The sequence below is a fragment of the Sphingomonas sp. JUb134 genome (genome assembly GCF_004341505.2).
Taxonomy (GTDB): Bacteria; Pseudomonadota; Alphaproteobacteria; order Sphingomonadales; family Sphingomonadaceae; genus Sphingomonas.
Map to the genome: position 1 here is coordinate 440534 of NZ_SLYP02000001.1, position 14907 is coordinate 455440.

The 14907-nt window shown below is 69.4% G+C and carries 15 protein-coding genes; 10 read left to right on the forward strand and 5 right to left on the reverse strand.

Going from position 1 to position 14907, the window contains the following annotated elements; all coding sequences use genetic code 11:
• The first annotated feature begins 39 nt into the window (after positions 1-39).
• From EDF69_RS01910 to EDF69_RS01920, 3 genes are all read left to right on the forward strand, one after another.
• Positions 40-1173: a site-specific DNA-methyltransferase gene (locus EDF69_RS01910; protein ID WP_125959485.1), complete on the forward strand. Its 1134-nt coding sequence runs from the start codon at positions 40-42 to the stop codon at positions 1171-1173.
• Between the two features lie 148 nt (positions 1174-1321).
• Positions 1322-2422, forward strand: coding sequence for a dihydropteroate synthase (gene folP, locus EDF69_RS01915; protein ID WP_132882879.1), 1101 nt, complete (start codon positions 1322-1324; stop codon positions 2420-2422).
• A gap of 37 nt (positions 2423-2459) precedes the next feature.
• Positions 2460-3110: a hypothetical protein gene (locus EDF69_RS01920; RefSeq protein ID WP_132882880.1), complete on the forward strand. Its 651-nt coding sequence runs from the start codon at positions 2460-2462 to the stop codon at positions 3108-3110.
• Positions 3111-3117: 7 nt separating this feature from the next.
• On the opposite strand, the gene EDF69_RS01925 is transcribed toward EDF69_RS01920, so the two are convergent.
• Positions 3118-4548 (reverse strand): sigma-54-dependent transcriptional regulator, encoded by a 1431-nt coding sequence (locus EDF69_RS01925; protein ID WP_132882881.1) that lies wholly within the window; start codon positions 4546-4548, stop codon positions 3118-3120.
• A gap of 139 nt (positions 4549-4687) precedes the next feature.
• On the opposite strand from EDF69_RS01925, the gene EDF69_RS01930 reads away from it, so the two are divergent.
• The 6 genes from EDF69_RS01930 to EDF69_RS01955 all read left to right on the forward strand — a co-directional run bounded on the left by EDF69_RS01930 (position 4688) and on the right by EDF69_RS01955 (position 9483).
• A complete protein-coding gene (locus tag EDF69_RS01930; protein WP_125962140.1) occupies positions 4688-4813 on the forward strand; it encodes an aa3-type cytochrome c oxidase subunit IV in 126 nt (41 codons plus the stop codon).
• A complete protein-coding gene (locus tag EDF69_RS01935) occupies positions 4813-5943 on the forward strand; it encodes a Re/Si-specific NAD(P)(+) transhydrogenase subunit alpha (protein WP_132882882.1) in 1131 nt (376 codons plus the stop codon). Before EDF69_RS01930 ends, EDF69_RS01935 begins: the two co-directional genes overlap by 1 nt.
• Positions 5944-5952: 9 nt before the next feature.
• The gene (locus tag EDF69_RS01940) at positions 5953-6474 is read left to right on the forward strand and encodes a nucleoside 2-deoxyribosyltransferase (RefSeq protein ID WP_132882883.1); all 522 of its coding nucleotides are present in this window, start codon (positions 5953-5955) and stop codon (positions 6472-6474) included.
• Between the two features lie 15 nt (positions 6475-6489).
• The gene (locus tag EDF69_RS01945; RefSeq protein ID WP_132882884.1) at positions 6490-6792 is read left to right on the forward strand and encodes an NAD(P) transhydrogenase subunit alpha; all 303 of its coding nucleotides are present in this window, start codon (positions 6490-6492) and stop codon (positions 6790-6792) included.
• Between the two features lie 97 nt (positions 6793-6889).
• Positions 6890-8407, forward strand: coding sequence for an NAD(P)(+) transhydrogenase (Re/Si-specific) subunit beta (locus EDF69_RS01950; protein WP_132882885.1), 1518 nt, complete (start codon positions 6890-6892; stop codon positions 8405-8407).
• A gap of 74 nt (positions 8408-8481) precedes the next feature.
• A complete protein-coding gene (locus EDF69_RS01955) occupies positions 8482-9483 on the forward strand; it encodes a MarR family winged helix-turn-helix transcriptional regulator (RefSeq protein ID WP_132882886.1) in 1002 nt (333 codons plus the stop codon).
• A gap of 21 nt (positions 9484-9504) precedes the next feature.
• Here the strand turns inward: EDF69_RS01955 and EDF69_RS01960 are convergent, their stop codons facing one another.
• The 3 genes from EDF69_RS01960 to EDF69_RS01970 form a co-directional block, all read right to left on the reverse strand.
• Entirely contained in the window at positions 9505-10887 is a 1383-nt protein-coding gene (locus EDF69_RS01960) for a sensor histidine kinase (RefSeq protein WP_132883000.1), read from the reverse strand.
• Positions 10888-10971: 84 nt separating this feature from the next.
• On the reverse strand, positions 10972-11652 hold the full coding sequence (locus EDF69_RS01965; RefSeq protein WP_132882887.1) for a response regulator transcription factor: 681 nt from the start codon (positions 11650-11652) through the stop codon (positions 10972-10974).
• 21 nt (positions 11653-11673) lie between these two features.
• Positions 11674-11913: a hypothetical protein gene (locus tag EDF69_RS01970; RefSeq protein ID WP_239433905.1), complete on the reverse strand. Its 240-nt coding sequence runs from the start codon at positions 11911-11913 to the stop codon at positions 11674-11676.
• A gap of 188 nt (positions 11914-12101) precedes the next feature.
• Here EDF69_RS01970 and EDF69_RS01975 point away from each other — a divergent pair, with 188 nt between their 5' ends.
• Positions 12102-13877, forward strand: coding sequence for an ATP-binding cassette domain-containing protein (locus tag EDF69_RS01975; RefSeq protein WP_132882888.1), 1776 nt, complete (start codon positions 12102-12104; stop codon positions 13875-13877).
• 195 nt (positions 13878-14072) lie between these two features.
• On the opposite strand, the gene EDF69_RS01980 is transcribed toward EDF69_RS01975, so the two are convergent.
• Positions 14073-14891, reverse strand: a complete 819-nt coding sequence (locus tag EDF69_RS01980; protein ID WP_132882889.1) for a DUF815 domain-containing protein — start codon at positions 14889-14891, stop codon at positions 14073-14075.
• Between the last annotated feature and the right edge of the window lie 16 nt (positions 14892-14907).

Sequence of the window (14907 nt, forward strand, 5' to 3'; positions counted from 1 at the left end):
TCCGCAGGAGTGTGGGCAACAACAAGGGGGCGTGAATCGATGGGGGTGCTGGAGAAGGTGCGGACGCGGTCGCCGAAGACGGCGATGGCGGAACCGCGCGCGGCGCTGCCGCTCGACACCATCCTGCAAGGCGACTGCATCGCGCACATGCGCGCACTGCCGACCGCGTCGGTCGACATGATCTTCGCCGATCCGCCCTACAACCTCCAGCTCGGCGGCGACCTCAACCGCCCCGACGGCAGCCATGTCGACGCCGTCACCGACGAGTGGGACAAGTTCGATTCGTTCGCGAGCTACGATCGCTTCACCCGCGACTGGCTGGCCGAGGCGCGCCGCATCCTGAAGCCCGATGGCACCATCTGGGTGATCGGCAGCTACCACAACATCTTCCGCGTCGGCGCGACCATCCAGGACCTGGGCTTCTGGATCCTCAACGACATCGTGTGGCGCAAGGCCAACCCGATGCCGAACTTTCGCGGCACCCGCTTCACCAACGCACACGAGACGCTGATCTGGGCGTCGATGGGCGAGAAGTCGAAGTACACCTTCAACTATCGCAGCATGAAGACCCTGAACGACGAGCTGCAGATGCGCTCCGACTGGGAATTCCCGATCTGCGGCGGCCCGGAGCGGCTGAAGAAGGACGGGCACAAGGTCCATCCGACCCAAAAGCCCGAGGCGCTGCTGTACCGCGTGCTGCTGGCCGCCACCCATCCCGGCGACGTCGTGCTCGACCCCTTCTTCGGCACCGGCACCACCGGCGCCGTCGCGAAGCGCCTGGGCCGCCGCTGGATCGGCATCGAGCGCGAAGGCGTCTACATCGACGCCGCCACGCAGCGCATTGCCGAGGCGCTGCCGCTCGACGAATCGTCGCTGCGCACGATGCAGGCGCCCAAGGGCACGCCGCGCGTCGCGTTCGGCACGCTGGTCGAAAACGGCATGGTCGCACCCGGCATGGTGCTGACCGACGCCAAGCGCCGCTTCCAGGCGGTGGTGCGCGCCGACGGCTCGCTGGCATGCGGCGTGGAGACGGGCTCGATCCACAAGCTCGGCGCCACGCTCCAGGGCGCGCCCTCCTGCAACGGCTGGACCTTCTGGCACCACGAGAGCGAAGGACGCCTCCAGGCGATCGATACGCTGCGGCAGACGTACCTGCTGGCAACGCAGCCGTAGAGCCGGCGACGCCCCATAGAACCGTGCTCCTGCGAAGGCAGGAGCCCAGGGCCACGAACGCCGGCGGTTGCTGCTCTAGGCTCCTGCCTCCGCAGGAGCACGGCCTTCCGCCGGTTGCGACAGACGCGAGCCTGCGCGAAAGCAGGCCATGACCGTCCCTCCGATCGCCCCCGATGCCCGCCTCCACCTTCGCCCGGTCCAGCTGATCGACACGCCCGTGGCGCTCGACGGCCAGGCCGAACGGCTAGCGGGCGGCATGCAGTGGTTCGCTGCCTATGAACTGCTCGCCCCCGGCCTCCGCGCGACCGTTCCGCTCGCCGACTTTCCCCGGCTGCTCGAAGGCGTATCGAGCACCCAGGCCGATCGGCTCCAGACCCTGCACGCCCGCATCACCGCGCCCCGTACCCCGATCGCCTGTGGCGAGCGCGTGCTGCGCCTGGACCAGCCGCTGGTGGCCGGCATCCTCAACTGCACGCCCGACAGCTTCTCCGACGGCGGCCGCAACGGCAGCGATCCGGAAGCGATCGCCGCGGCCGGGCACCGCATGGCGGAGGCCGGCGCCGAGCTGATCGACGTCGGCGGCGAATCGACCCGCCCCGGCGCCGCCACCGTCTGGGAAGGCGACGAGATCGCCCGCGTAGTGCCGGTAATCGAGCGCCTGGCCGCAAGCGGAACCCCCGTCTCGATCGACACGCGCAAGGCTTCGGTGATGGAGGCGGCGCTGTCGGCAGGCGCGCACATCGTTAACGACGTCGCCGCCCTGCTGTTCGACCCGCGCGCGCTGGAGGTGGTGGCGCGCGCAAGCTGCCCGGTGGTGCTGATGCACTCGCCCGATCCGGCGACCGGCGGCCATGCCCGCCCGGCATATCGCAACGTGCTCATGGACGTATTCGACTGGCTGGAGCAGCGGATCGAGGCGGTGGTGGCCGCGGGCGTCGATCGTGCCCACATCCTGGTCGATCCCGGCATCGGCTTCGGCAAGTCGCTTGCCGAAAACCTGGCACTCCTGAACGGGCTTGCGATCTTCCACGGCCTCGGCTGCCCGATCCTGCTCGGTGCCAGTCGCAAGCGGCTGATCGGTGCGCTTGCGAACGAGGCGCCGGCAGACCAGCGGCTGGGGGGCTCGCTCACGCTGGCGCTGAAGGGCGCGGACATGGGCGCGCAGCTGATCCGCGTCCATGACGTGCCGGAAACCGTGCAGGCGCTGCGGGTGTGGCGCGGCCTGCGCGACACGGCGCTCGCGGGTTGAGGATGGAGCCATCGCCCCCGCCCACCGTTACTCCCCCATGCGGACCTTCCTTCCCCTGCTGGCGCTGACCTGCCTGTGTGCGTGCGGCGGCGACCCGACGCCCGAGGAGGCGGCGCCCAACGTCGCCGTCGCTGAGGAAACCCCTGCACCGACACCAGCCCCCACGGCACCTGCGACGCCCGTGCCGAGCAGCGACGCGCCGACGCCCACGCCAGCCGCAACCGCGACCTCGTCCACCGCGGGCCGCGTGTCGCGCTACACCAGCCTCTCCGATTGCCGGGTGGTGCGCTCGGCCCCGGACGAGGCGGGTTTCTCCGAATCGAGCTGCCCTGGCCTTGGCGACTATCGGCTGAAGCTCGTCGAAGCCGACGGGCGCCAGAACCTCCTGCTCGTCTCGGGCGGGCGCGAGCATAACCTGCGCCTCTCCTCCGTCACCAGCGGCGGCTTCAGCGAGCTGGGCAAGCGGATCGAATGGCGTGGGCGCGAGCAGGACGGCAGCTTCCGCCCCGATGCGCTGATCCTGCGCTACGACGTGGTCGAGAACTTCGACCAGCCGACCAGGCCGACCTCCTACCTGCTGCCGGTGTCGCTGGAGCGTACGCCCTGCCTGTCCGCCAAGATTCGTCCCGGCGCCGACCAGAACGACCGCGCCCGCGCCGCCGCGGACGGCCCCGGAAAATGCCTCTGAACGGACGTCAGGCGGCGCTCTGGTCGATCCCCAGTTCGCCCAGCTTGCGATAGAGCGTCGAGCGACCGATGCCGAGGCGGCGGGCGACTTCGCTCATGCGCCCCCGATAGTGGCCAATCGCCAGCCGGATCACATCGGCCTCGATCTCGTCGAGCGCGCGCAGGTTGCCGTCGGGCCGGAACAGCGTCACCCCTGCCTCGGTCGGGCGCACCGGCGCGGGGCGACGGATCGTCTCCTCGTCGGACAGCTGCGCGATCTGCGGGAAATCGGCACGCGTCAGCGCATCGCCCTCGCACAGCACCGCCGCCCGGAAGAGCGCGTTCTGGAGCTGCCGCACATTGCCCGGCCAGTCGTAGCCGGCGAGCAGCGCCAGCGCGTCGTCGGTGATGCCAAGCTGCCGCAGCCCCGGCTGCCGTCCGATCCGTGCCAGCAGGTGGCGGGCGAGCGGGGCCACGTCGCCCGGACGCTCGCGCAGGGGCGGGATCGTCAGCTGGACGACGTTCAGGCGGTAATAGAGATCCTCCCGGAAGCGTTCGGCCTCCACCTCGTCCGCCAGCGTACGGTTGGTCGCCGCGATCACGCGCACGTCGACGCTGCGCGCATAGGATGCGCCGATCGGCCGCACCTCCCCTGACACGATCGCGTCGAGCAGCTTCGCCTGTACCGCGAGCGGCATTTCGCCGACCTCGTCCAGGAACAGCGTGCTGCCGTCCGCCTCCTCGAATCGCCCGATGCGGCGTTCGAAGGCGCCGGGAAAGGCGCCCTTCTCGTGTCCGAACAGCGCGCTTTCGATCTGGTTGGCCGGGATGGCGCCGCAGTTGAAGTGCACCATCTGGCGGCGCGCGCGCGGCGACGCGGCGTGGATCGCCTCTGCCAGCACTTCCTTGCCGACGCCGCTCTCGCCCTCGACCAGCACCGGCACGCGTGCGCGCGCAGCCTTTGCCGCGATCGCGAGTGCGGCACGGAACTGGGGAGCCGACCCCACGACCTCGTCGAAGGCCAGCGGCATGGAGAGCTTCTCGGCAAGCGGCCGCAGTTCGCCGGTGTCCCCGGCTCCCGCCGCCGCGTCGAGGGCCGACAGCAGCCGTTCGGGGACGAGCGGCTTGACCAGGAAATCGCTGGCGCCCGCGCGCATCGCCGCCACCGCCTGTGCAACCGAGCCATCGGCGGTCAGCATCAGCAGGGGCAGCGCCGGCCGGTTGCGGCGCAGCGCGGCGATCAGGCCGGCGAGTTCCGTTTCCGTGTCCGGGAACCGATGGTCGAGCAGGATTGCGTCGAGCGCCAGCCCTTCCGGCGTCGCCAGCGTCTCCAGGGCCGAATCGACATCGTCCGCAAAGATCGTCCGCCAGCTGCGCCGCGCGGCGATCACCGAGATCAGGCGGCGCTGCGCAGGGTCGTCGTCAATCACCATCAGCAGGCGCTGGCCATTGCGCGTCATTCCCGACTCCCCAAGTCTCGTCGCGCCGTGGCTATAGCACGACGGTAAAGGCCCGCTTAAGCCCGTGGGTCACCGGGGGTTGGCGGTTCCCGAAGGCGAAGCTAAGCTTTGGGCAAAGCAGACGACAGGGGATCCGAGGATGGCCGGCAATGGCGACCTGAGCGCGCACAAGGACACGTACAACGGATTCCTCACGCTGGTGAAATGGGGGACGATCATCGTGCTCCTGCTCGCCGCGCTGGTCGTCTGGCTGATCGCCGCCTGATGAAGATCGCCGTCCTGTCCGAAGCCGCTCCGGACGAGCGGCGGGTCTCCGCCACGGCCGAGACGGTCAAGAAGTTCGTCCAGCTGGGCGCCCGCGTCGCGGTGGAGGCGGGCGCCGGGCGTTCGGCCTCGGTCGCCGACGCCGACTATGCCGCCGCGGGGGCGACCCTCGGCAGCCGCGCCGAGGTGCTGGCCGATGCCGATGTCGTGCTGGCGGTGCAGGGCCCGGCGCCCGAGTCGCTCACGGGCATCAAGCCGGGCGCATGGCTGGTCGCCGGCCTCAATCCCTTTGGCGAGCGCGCGCGGGTCGACGGCTATGCCACGCTCGGGATCGAGGCGCTGGCGATGGAGTGGATGCCCCGCATCACCCGCGCCCAGTCGATGGACATCCTTTCCTCGCAATCGAACCTCGCCGGCTACAAGGCGGTGATCGATGCGGCCGCGGCGTACGGCCGCGCCTTTCCGATGATGATGACGGCGGCGGGCACCGTCTCGGCCGCGCGCGTCTTCGTGATGGGCGTGGGGGTCGCGGGTCTCCAGGCGATCGCCACCGCCCGGCGCCTGGGTGCGCAGGTCTCCGCCACCGACGTGCGCTCGGCGACGAAGGAGCAGATCCAGTCGCTCGGCGCTAAGCCGATCTTCGTGGAGAATGTCGCCGGGATCGAGGGCGAGGGTTCGGGCGGCTACGCCACCGAAATGTCGCCCGAGTATCAGAAGGCGCAGGCCGAACTCGTCTCCAGCCACCTCGCCAAGCAGGACGTGGTCATCACCACCGCGCTGATCCCGGGCCGTCCGGCACCGCGGCTGATCAGCGATGCGCAGCTCCAGACGATGCGCCCCGGCAGCATCGTCGTGGACCTCGCCGTCGAGCAGGGCGGCAACGTCGAGGGCGCGGTCGCCGGCGAGGTGGTAGAGCGCCACGGGGTACGCATCCTCGGCCACCGCAACGTGCCGAGCCGCCTCGCCGCCGACACCTCGGCGCTGTTCGCGCGCAACCTCTACAACTTCCTCTCTGCCTATTGGGACAAGGAAGCGGGTCGCCCCGTGCTCCCGGACGAGGACGAGGTCACCCAGGGCATCCGCCTGACCCGCGGGGGCGCCGTGGTGCACCCCCGGCTGCTCCAGGCCTGACGCGCCCGGATGGTCAGGCGCCTCTATCTTGCCGGTCCGGACGTGTTCCTGGGGCACGCGCCGGCGATCGCCCGGGCCAAGCTCGCGCTGTGCGCCGAGCTCGGCTTCGAGGGCATCTTCCCCTTCGATGTCGAGGCGAGCCCTTCGGCCAGCGGCAGCTTCCAGGAAGGGGTAGCGATCTATCGCGCCAATCTCGCCCTGATGCGCTCGGCCGATGCGATCGTCGCAAACCTGACGCCATTCCGGGGGCCGGGAGCTGACGCCGGTACCGCCTTCGAGCTCGGTTTCTTTGCCGCACTCGAGCGGCCGATCTACGGCTATTCGTCAGCCGGCGACGATTTCGCGACGCGCATGCGCGCGCTGGTCGGCGGCGATGCGGGCGCGGTGGTCGAGGACTTCGGCCACCAGGACAATCTGATGCTCGGCGGCGCGGTCGCGTCGCACGGGGAATGGGTGACGGTCGCAGACGGGGACCCGGCGGCAATGGCGGCGTTCGAGGCCTGCCTGCGCGCGATCCCCGCGAGCCGCTGACGAAAGGGCAAGGCCATGGACTTCGTCTCGATCCTGTCGATCTTCGTGCTGGCGTGCTTCGTCGGCTATTATGTGGTGTGGTCGGTCACCCCGGCGCTGCACACGCCGCTGATGGCGGTCACCAACGCGATCTCTTCGGTCATCATCGTCGGCGCGCTGGTCGCAGCCGCCGCGGCTGGCGCACCCGGCGCCAAATGGCTGGGGCTGCTGGCCGTCGTGCTCGCGAGCATCAACATCTTCGGCGGCTTCGCGGTCACCGAACGCATGCTGGCCATGTACAAGAAGAAGGAGCGGCCGGACGCGGCCGCCAGGCAGTAAGTCGTCATCCCGGCGAGAGCCGGGATCCATCGTGCGACACGCGCAGGTGGAAAGATGGACCCCGGCCTTCGCCGGGGGGACGGAAAGGGGGTTCAGGATGGAACATACGGCTTCGGTAAACCCCTGGGTGGCGCTGGCCTATCTGGTCTCGGGCGTGTGCTTCATCCTCGCGCTGCGCGGCTTGTCGTCCCCCGCCACCTCCCGGCGCGGCAACCGGCTGGGGATGATCGGCATGGGCCTGGCCGTCGTCACCACGCTGGTGACGCACCTGCCCGTGCAGACGGTCGGCCTTGTCCTGGCGGACCCCAGCGGCGCCATCGCCGCGACCGGCCCGCTGTTTGCGCGCATCGACATGCTCACGCTGCTGGAGATCCTGGGCGCCATCGCGCTCGGTGCCGTCATCGGCCTCACCACGGCGCGCCGGATCGCGATGACGGCGATGCCGCAGCTGGTCGCGGCCTTTCACTCGCTGGTGGGCCTCGCTGCGGTGCTGGTCGCCTGCGCCGCCTTCCTGAACCCGGTCGCCTTCGGCATCGCCGAGCTGGTGGTGCCGATGATCGGCCAGCCCTTCGCGGCCATCTACCCGGTCAGCCGCATCGAGATGACGCTGGGCGCCGCGATCGGCGCCATCACCTTCTCGGGCTCGGTGATCGCGTTCCTCAAGCTCAACGGCAGCATGTCGGGCAAGCCGATCCTGCTGCCGGGCCGCCACGTCCTCAACCTGGCCGTGCTGGGCGCGATCCTCGCCCTGATCGCCGGCTTTTACGAGACCCAGGCGCCGTGGATGTTCTGGGCGATCACGCTGCTCGCCTTCCTGGTCGGCTTCCTGCTCATCATCCCGATCGGCGGCGCCGACATGCCGGTCGTGGTGTCGATGCTGAACAGCTATTCGGGCTGGGCGGCCGCGGCGATGGGCTTTACGCTCGGCAACAGCGCGATGATCATCACCGGCGCGCTGGTGGGCTCGTCGGGCGCGATCCTGAGCTACATCATGTGCCGCGCGATGAACCGCAGCTTCCTGAGCGTCATCGCCGGCGGCTTCGGGGCCGAGAGCGGCGGCGCCAGCGGCGGCGAGGCGATCGACCGCCCGTGGAAGCGCGGTTCGGCCGAGGACGCTGCCTTCCTGATGAGCCAGGCCGAGCAGGTCATCATCGTCCCCGGCTATGGCATGGCGGTCGCCCAGGCGCAGCATGCGGTGCGCGAGATGGCGGACAAGCTAAAGGCCCATGGCGTGCGCGTCAAATACGCCATCCATCCCGTCGCCGGTCGCATGCCGGGCCACATGAACGTGCTGCTGGCCGAGGCCAACGTCCCCTATGACGAGGTATTCGAGCTGGAGGACATCAACGCCGAGTTCGCGCAGAGCGACGTCGCCTTCGTCATCGGCGCCAACGACGTCACCAATCCCTCGGCCAAGACCGACAAGAGCTCGCCCATCTACGGCATGCCCGTCTTGGACGTGGAAAAGGCCAAGACGGTGCTGTTCGTGAAGCGCTCGATGGGCGGCGTCGGCTATGCCGGCGTGGACAACCCGGTGTTCTACATGGACAACACCATGATGCTCCTGGCCGACGCCAAGAAGATGACAGAAGAGATCGTCAAGGCACTCGATTGATACTGTCCCGCTTCTATGCCAGACAAGGCTCCATAGCGGATGCTTAACGTCCGGTACACGGTTGGGGGCCTGTCATGCTTGGATCGTCTTCCCACGCGTTCGGGTCTCCGGCGGATGCCCCGAGCAGCGCACAGGGCTTTCATCACCCCGCGGCCCTCTTCATCGTCGCCCAGGACGCCGCTCAGAGCCAGGCGGCAGCAGACGCGGCAGCGCTGGCCGGCGCGCACGTGATCGGGCGCGGCGGCTTCGGCGACCTGCCGCGGCCGTCGGACCTGCCTGGGCACGACATCCTGTTGATCGAGGCCGCACCGGCGTCACCCGCCGAGCTGGAAGCGCTGCTGCAGTGGGGCGAGGAGATCCGCGCCTGGGTCGGCTCTCGGCTGATCGTCTGCTTCACGCCGACACAACTGGACCAGGCCGTGGCCCAGACGTCCGTGGCGGGCGTGCAGATGCTGTGCGCCCCGGACGTGTCCGAACGAGTCTCCGCGCTCGCGATCGCGGGATGCCGGCCGACGATCCAATATGCCGGCGCGACCGAAACCGACGGCGAACGCATCCGGCGGCTAAGTGAAGAAGTCGCCCGCATTGCCGAGGCGTTGACGCGCCTCACCTTCGCGAGCGCGAAGGAACAGGCGCAGGAGCGCGACGGCTACAGTGCCGAACCGGAGCTGCTGGACGGCTCCGGCCCGGATACGGGTGGCACGGCCAAGCTATCGGAGGAGGAACCGCTGCCGCAGCCGGGCGCGATCCGCGCCGAGATCCGTGCACGCCGGCTCCGCGCGCAGTTCTTCGATCCGCAGCTTTTTGCGGACCCGGCCTGGGACATGCTGCTCGACCTGATGGCGGCGCGCCTGGAGCGGGTGTCGGTCTCGGTCTCCAGCCTGTGCATCGCTGCCGCGGTCCCGCCGACGACGGCGCTGCGCTGGATCACGACCATGATCGAGGCCGGGCTGTTCGAGCGGGAGGACGACCCGCTGGACCGCCGCCGCGCCTATATCGCGCTCACGAACAAGGCGTTCGAAGGGATGCGGAACTATGCAGCGGCCGCGCGTCGGCTGGGCCTCCGCGTCTTTTGAGATGCGTCGTGCCGGCCGGCGCTAGCCGAAGGCCGGGAGGCGCAGCCGCACGAGCAATCCGCCCAGATCCTCGCTCTCTTCCAGCGTGACCGTGCCTTCGTAGATTTCGGCCACGTCTCGCACGATCGCAAGGCCTAGGCCGGTGCCCGGCTTGCCGCTGTCCAGCCGGACGCCGCGGTCGAAGATGCGCTGGCGATCGGCCTCCGGAATGCCGACGCCGTCGTCCTCGACCAGGATCTCGGCAAAGCCCATGTCCGCGCGCACCGTCACGAACACGCTGCCGCCGCCGTATTTGGCGGCGTTCTCGACTAGGTTGCCCAGGATCTCGTCCAGGTCCTGACGTTCGATCCGCGCGATCAGATCGCGCGCGCCATCCACATCGACCCGCACGTTGGGATAAAGCCGGCTGACCGCGCGCTCGACCGCCTCCACCGACGGCCACACTTCGGCGCGGCTGTGGGCGCTGCCGCGCCGCCCCACCGCGCGCGCGCGCGCGAGGTGATGGTCGACCTGCCGGCGCATCGTGCGCGCCTCGCGGATCACCGTCGCCGCCAGATCGTCCTGCCCGGCCGCCGCGGCGTTCATGATGACGGTCAGCGGCGTCTTGAGCGCATGGGCGAGGTTTCCGGCGTGACGCCGCGCCTCCTCCGCCTGCCGGTCGTTGTGCTCGACCAGCGCGTTGAGCTCCTCGACCATCGGCGCCACTTCGGCGGGCATCGCGCCCTCCAGCCGCGCCGCCTCGCCACTGCGCAGCCGGGCGATCGCGTAGCGCAGCTTGCGCAAGGGCAGCAGGCCGTACCAGGTCTGCAGCGCCGCCATCACGATCAGCCCCAGCCCCAGCAGCAGGAAGCTGCGGATCAGCGTACGGCGCAGCGCGTCGATCTGCGCGTCCAGCACGTCGCGCGACTCCGCCACCTGGAAGCGCCAGCGCACCGGCGATCCCGGCAGCGTCAGGTCGCGCTCGACGATGCGCAGCTTCTCGTCCGGGAAGGCATTGCTGTCGTAGGTGTGGATTTCCTTGTCGTGATGCGGGTCGCCCTCGGGCAGCTTGCGATCCCACAGCGACCGCGATGGAAACGGCTCGAAGCCCTTGCCGCTCACCTGCCAGTAGAGGCCGGAACCGGGCTCCAGGAAGCGCTGGTCCCCCAGGTTGCGGTTGAACACGACTTCCCCGTCCGACCCGATCTCGGCCGTGACGATCATCGAGGTCAGCAGATAGTCGAGCTGGTCGTCAAAATTGCGCGTGATCGCCGAAGTCAGCACCCGGTCGAGCGCGAAACCACCGCCGGACAGCAGCACCAGAATCCATACCGCCGCGATCAGGATCATGCGGCGGCTGAGCGAGCCCGTCACCCGCACATAGCTGCGCGGGGGCGGGTCGCCCGGGCCCGGCTGCACCGGCATAGCCGCCTTGTCGTGGCGCGCAGCCCAGGTGTCGAGCAGGCCGCCCCAGGGCCTCATTGCAACGCTGCCTTCATCGGCCCCGCATCACGCGATCGGCGCAGGCGCGCCCGGCTCGTCGAGGCTGTAGCCAAGGCCGCGGATGGTGGTGATCACGTCCGATCCCAGCTTCTTGCGGATCCGCGTCACGAACACCTCGATCGTGTTCGAATCGCGGTCGAAATCCTGGTCGTAGATATGCTCGATCAGTTCGGTGCGGCTGACCACCTTGCCCTTGTGGTGGATCAGGTAGCTCAGCAGCTTATATTCCTGCGCGGTGAGCTTCACCGGCTCGCCCGCCTTGGTGACCTTGCCCGAGCGCGTGTCGAGGCGGATGTCGCCCGCGATCAGCTCGGCCGAGGCATTGCCCGACGCGCGACGGATCAGCGCGCGCAGCCGCGCGATCAGCTCCTCGGTCTGGAACGGCTTGGCCACATAGTCGTCGGCACCGGCATCCAGCCCCGCCACCTTGTCGGACCAGCTGTCGCGCGCGGTCAGCACGAGAACGGGTGCGGTGCGCCCCTCCTTGCGCCAGCGATCGAGCACGGTCAGCCCGTCGACCTCGGGCAGGCCTAGGTCGAGGATGATCGCGTCATAGGTTTCGGTGGAGCCCAGGAAATGCCCCTCCTCGCCATCGGTGGCGAGGTCCACGGCATAGCCGGCGCCCTCCAGCGTGGCCCGCAGCTGGCGGCCCAGATTCGGTTCGTCCTCGACGATCAGAACGCGCATTTCCATCCTTTCGCGAAGGCTCTATTTTCCGGTCCGGCCAACGATCTCACCGGTGCGGCCGTCGACATCGACCCAGATCACGGCTCCATCGCGCAGGAACTTGAGCGTGTAAATGGCAGTGCCGGCATCGAAGTCGAAGCCCAGATATTGTGCGCCGCGGATCTTGCCGGTGACCCGCCGCTCGATCTCGCGCAGGGGCAGGATGCGGCCCTGCTTGCGGCCTTCCATCGCCGCTTCCTGATCGCCACGATGGCGTTGCATGCCGGCCACGGGCGCAGCATCCGCTGCCACAGGCAGCAGTGCGCACACGCAGAGACCGGCTCGAACCAACATCTTCATGCTGGTTGGCATAGGGTGAGCGCGTTGAATAGCCTATGAATATGGCCGGGCGGGCAAGTGTTGCACGGCGGCAACTTGCCCCGTCCGCAGCGGCCGCCTACCTGCCGCCCATGGCAGCACCCATCTTGAGCTACGAAGGCCTCGGCCTGATCCAGGGGTCCGGCTGGCTGTTCCGCGGCCTGGACCTCCATATCGGCCAGCGCGACCGGCTGGCGCTGATCGGCCGCAACGGCGCCGGCAAGTCGACGCTGCTGCGGCTGATCGCCGGCACGCTCGATTCCGACGAAGGCCGCCGCACGGTGGTGCCCGGCACGCGCGTCGTGCTGCTGGAGCAGGATCCCGACGTCTCGGGCTTTGCGACGCTCCACGACTTCGCCTGCCATGGCGAGGATGCGGCAGCGACGCACGAGGTGGAGGCGATCGCCGACCAGCTCGGCATCGACCTGTCGCGCGAGGCGGCAACCGCCAGCGGCGGCGAACGGCGCCGTGCCGCCATCGCGCGCGCGCTGGCGATGAACCCCGACGTGCTGCTGCTCGACGAGCCGACCAACCACCTCGATCTGTCCGCGATCGAGTGGCTGGAGGAATGGCTCGGCCGCTTCTCGGGCGCGTTCGTCGCGATCAGCCACGACCGTACCTTCCTGACTCGCCTGACCCGCTCGACGCTGTGGCTGGACCGCGGGACGATCCGCCGCAACGAGATCGGCTTCGGCGGCTTCGACGCCTGGATGGAGACGGTGCAGGCCGAGGAACAGCGCGCCGCCGAGAAGCTCGACGCCAAGCTCAAGATCGAGGAGCATTGGCTCCACCGCGGCGTGACGGCACGGCGCAAGCGCAACCAGGGCCGGCTGGAGGCGCTGCACAAGATGCGCGCCGAACGCGCGGCGATGACGGGGCCGCAGGGCACTGCCAAGCTCGCGGTGGAGAGCGACGACACCAAGACCAAGGTCGTGATCGACGCCGAGCACGTTACCAAGGCGTTCGGCGACCGCACCGTCATCAAGGACTTCTCGCTGCGCGTGCGGCGTGGCGACCGCATCGGCATCGTCGGCGGCAATGGCGCCGGCAAGACCACGCTGCTGCGCATGCTGACGGGCGAGCTGGAGCCCGATTCGGGCAAGATCACCCGCGCCAAGACGCTCGACGGCATCGTCATCGACCAGCAGCGCAAGCTGATGGCGCCGGAAAAGCGCGTGCGCGACGTGCTCGCGGACGGTGGCGACTGGATCGAGGTGCTGGGCGTGAAGAAGCACGTCCACGGCTATCTCAAGGAGTTCCTGTTCGACCCCAGCATCGCCGAGGCAAAGATCGGCACGCTGTCGGGCGGCGAGCGCTCGCGGCTGCTCTTGGCCCGCGAGTTCGCGCGGCATTCGAACCTGCTGGTGCTCGACGAGCCGACCAACGACCTCGATCTGGAAACGCTCGACCTGTTGCAGGAGGTGATCGGCGACTATGCCGGCACCGTGCTGATCGTCAGCCACGACCGCGACTTCCTCGACCGCACCGTCACGGTGACGCTGGGGCTCGACGGATCGGGAACGGTCGACGTGGTGGTCGGCGGCTATGCCGACTGGGAAGCGCGCCGCAAGCCCAAGGCTGAGCGCAGGCCCAAGGCGGCTCCCGCCGCCGAGCAGGTGCGGACCAAGCCGACCAAGCTCAGCTACAAGGACCAGCGCGACTACAACCTGCTGCCCGGCCAGATCGAGAAACTGGAGCAGGCGATCGCGCGGGATGAGGCGGCGTTGGCCGACCCGGACCTCTATGCCCGCGATCCCAAGAAGTTCGACACGCTGATGGCCAGCGTCGCCAAGGCGCGCGCCGACAAGGAAGCGGCCGAGGAACGCTGGCTGGAACTCGCCGAGCAAGCCGAGGCGCTGGCGGGATAATCGTGCTCCTGCGCAGGCAGGAGCCCAGGGTGACAGACGACAGCGCTTGTGGCTCTAGGCTCCTGCCTGCGCAGGAGCACGGTGCCGCGGCGACGGCGCCCGACCCAAAAACGTACGTACCCCGGCGAAGGCCGGGGCCCAGTCGGGAAGGCCGCCGTTGTCGCCCAGGACGGCAGCCCCTTCAGCAAGCCGGCGCTACAACGCGCGCCCGTGCCGGCCCGCCAGGTCGGTGACATACTGCCACGCGATGCGGCCCGAGCGGCTGCCGCGACGCGTCGCCCAGCCCACCGCATCGGTGGGATCGAACGGCAGGTCGTGGGTCGCGCAATAGCCGGCGACGATCGCCAGATAGGCGTCCTGATCGACGACATGGAAGCCCAGGCTCAGCCCGAAACGGTCGGCGAGCGCCAGGCTGTCGTCGATCGAATCGCGCGGATTGATCGCGCTCGCCTGCTCGGCCAAGTCGCGCGGCATCAGGTGGCGGCGATTGGAGGTCACCACCAGCCGTGCGTTTGCGGGCCGCGCCTCCGCCCCGCCCTGGAGCAGCGAACGCAGCGCCCGCGCCTCGCCCGGATGCTCGAAGCCGAGGTCGTCCAGGAAGATCGCAAACGCCCGCCCCGCGCCGGCAATGGCCGCGAACAGCGCCGGCAGCGTTTCCAGCCGCGGCGTCACCACCTCGATCAGTGCCAGCGCCGCGCCTTCGGCCTGCACGGCGGCGACGGCGCTCTTCACCAGCGCCGACTTGCCGGTGCCGCGCGCACCCCACAGCAGCACGTCCTGCGCCGCGATGCCACCGGCCAGCCGCTGGAGGTTCGCGACGAAGCTCGCCTTCTGCGCCTCCATGCCCGACAGCAGCGCGATCGGCAGCGGATCGAACGCGCGCGCCGCCTTCAGCACCGTTCCGTCCCACAGATAGGCGGGATGAGCGAGCGGATCGGCAGCGGGCGGCGGCGGCGGTGCGAGCCGTTCGAGCGCAGCGGCGATCCGCGCCAGCGTGTCGTTCTGTGCGTCCATGCGCCCGCGCTACCCG